Annotated in this window: 2 protein-coding genes and 1 pseudogene; all 3 read left to right on the top strand. The window is 43.0% G+C overall.

The window, feature by feature from the left end; genetic code table 11:
- Positions 1-718 (top strand): annotated as a pseudogene (locus ACFIL3_RS09595) (hypothetical protein); the annotation flags it as partial.
- On the top strand, positions 718-1,143 hold the full coding sequence (locus ACFIL3_RS09590; RefSeq protein WP_375610955.1) for a hypothetical protein: 426 nt from the start codon (positions 718-720) through the stop codon (positions 1,141-1,143). The pseudogene ACFIL3_RS09595 and the gene ACFIL3_RS09590, both read left to right, overlap by 1 nt.
- 242 nt (positions 1,144-1,385) lie before the next feature.
- Positions 1,386-2,530 (top strand): tyrosine-type recombinase/integrase (locus ACFIL3_RS09585; RefSeq protein ID WP_375667101.1); only part of this gene is annotated, 1,145 nt, incomplete at its 3' end.

Genomic DNA, 2,530 nt, shown 5'->3' with positions numbered 1-2,530 from the left:
GCTGGTGATGGTGGCTTTTATCAGATGAGTTTGGATGGTCAACTTTTGCCGATAGGCTTTGAGAAGGTTGATAGAACGGTTTTTAAAACCTTTGATAAGTTTGCTCTTGATGAGATGCAAGGGGTTATAGACCCCATTGATAACCGGATTTACTGGTCCTTAAAAAGAGGTAATAACGAGCAAACGACCTTTGTCTATGATTGGGGATTGCAGAAATGGTCGACGCTACAGGGAAAACCTTTCACGTTGTTTCCAGTATTTACGACAGGGTATACTTTAGAACAGTTAGATGAGATATCGATCAATCTTGAGTCCTTGCCGGCTTCTTTAGACAGCCCTCGTTGGCAAAGTGGCGCACCCATGCTTGGTGCTTTTGATGATGAAAATCGGCTTGTTATGTTTACGGGAGCACCGATGGAGGCAACGGTTGTTTCGCAAGAATTGGGAGCACCAGATGGAAGTTTTAACTTTATCACAAAAATGTTTGCCGAAGTTGATACGACGGAAGGTCTTTTAAGTATCGGAGAACGTCGGCTTCGTAATCATCAGACACCGATCACATGGCACAAGGAGAGGGTGTGTTCGTATGTCACGGGGCGCTTATCATGGTCGTTCGCGCAATCGTTATCACCGCTTTAAATTGCGTATTCCTACAAATGAACCTTGGACGGCAATTACGGGGTTTAACGTGGATTTACGTCCTTTAGGCAGAGGGTAATGGCAAAAGTCTTTTTGACCACGTCTTGGGATATGGAGCGTATAGCGCCTTATCTTGAAGACATCATTGCATCCTTTAGAGAGTATGTAGAGCGTTTCAAACATGAAATCACGTTGCAAGAGCTCCTTGAAGCGATTTGCAGTGGCAAGAAACAGTTATGGCTTGTTTTGGATGATGACGAGCGCTTTTTAGCGGCATTCACGACCCAGATACAGCAGACAGTTTTAGGAAAGAAGCGCGCACTGATTTGTGAATGTAGTGGCAAGGGCGTTCTTGATCAAGTTGATAATTTGACATTTGTAGAGGATTGGGCGCGTGAGAATGGGGCTTTTGAGATAGAGATTTTAGGGCGTTTAGGTTGGAAACGTGCACTGAACAAACAAGGTTATGGCATAGATATGCTTTATTATAGGAAGGAATTGTGACATGGGGAGCAGTAGACCAGCAACGACAGAACAGAAGCAGGTGCAGACAAGTGCCCCTCCTGCTTGGACAAGGTATTGATTTATAATGATAATTCACTGTTTTGTATGTTGAATGAGAGTCCCGAATAACGTAGGATTCTCTCGTTTCAAATCTGTTTATCTTGAATCAATCAAAACCACTCATTTGCACATAACAAGTGGGATGAGTGTATGGATAAAAACTGTATAAGAAAGGACTAAAAATGGCTCTTATGAACCGTCTTAATGCAAGGGCTGTCGCAACATTGGGAGCTGGCAAATATAATGATGGTGCCGGCTTGTTACTTCATAAGCGTAAAGATGGAGGTGCTCAATGGATTTATCGCTATACCATTCATGGTCGGCGCCGTGAAATGGGCTTGGGTGCGTTGCAAAATGTTTCTTTAAAAAAAGCCCGTGAATTAGCAAATCAATGGCGTTCTGTTTTGCATGAGGGTCGTGACCCTATTAAAGAACGCGATAAACAAAAGCGTGAGGCAATAAGCAATCTTCATTACTTAAAAGATATTGCTTTAGATACTTTTGAAAGTCGGAAATCTGAGTTAAAAGGGGATGGTAAAGATGGGAATTGGTTTGCACCTTTACGCCTACATATTCTCCCTAAATTAGGCTGTCTGCCTGTTTCTGAGATTACACAAACAGAGATACGCAATGTTCTTGCCCCTATTTGGCATTCAAAAGCTGGAACAGCTAATAGAGCTCTTACCCGTCTTAATCTTTGTCTCAAACATGCGGCTGCCTTGGGTTTGAATGTTGATTTACAAGCAACAGAAAAAGCACGCGCGCTCTTAGGTAAACAACGTCATAAAACACAAAATTTACCAGCTATGGATTGGAGAGATGTCCCTACCTTTTATAAAACACTTTGCGAAGCATCAACCTTAACACAACTGGCTTTGCGTTTGCTTATTCTGACAGGGGTTCGTACCAATCCTTTGTGTCATATTCATAAAGATCAAGTTGATGGAGATATCTGGACTATCCCTGCTGAAAATATGAAAGGTTTGCGTGATGCTACAACAGAATTTCGTGTGCCCTTATCATCAGAGGCATTAGAAATCTTAAAACAAGCGCGCTTGTTCTCTCGCAATGATTTCTTTTTTTCTGCTACCGGTCGCGGTCCCCTTGCTGATAGTTGTATGGCAAAGTATATGAGAGAGAATAAGATTGATGCCTGCCCCCATGGTTTTCGCTCTAGTTTACGCAATTGGCTCGCTGAGACAACCGATGCCCCCTATGAGGTCGCTGAAACTATTTTAGCTCATACGGTCGGCGGTAAAGTAGAGCGTGCCTATCGTCGGACTGACTATTTAGAACAGCGCCGCGTTTATATGGATAAATGGGCGGC

It is taken from the genome of Bartonella sp. CE47NXGY (assembly GCF_042195415.1).
Classification (GTDB): Bacteria; Pseudomonadota; Alphaproteobacteria; order Rhizobiales; family Rhizobiaceae; genus Bartonella.
This window is presented reverse-complemented; position numbering and strand designations above follow the sequence as displayed.

Excerpts from the sequence above, each read along its gene's own strand:
- ACFIL3_RS09590 (WP_375610955.1), top strand. The coding sequence starts at position 718 with ATGGCAAAAGTCTTTTTGACCACGTCTTGGGATATGGAGCGTATAGCG.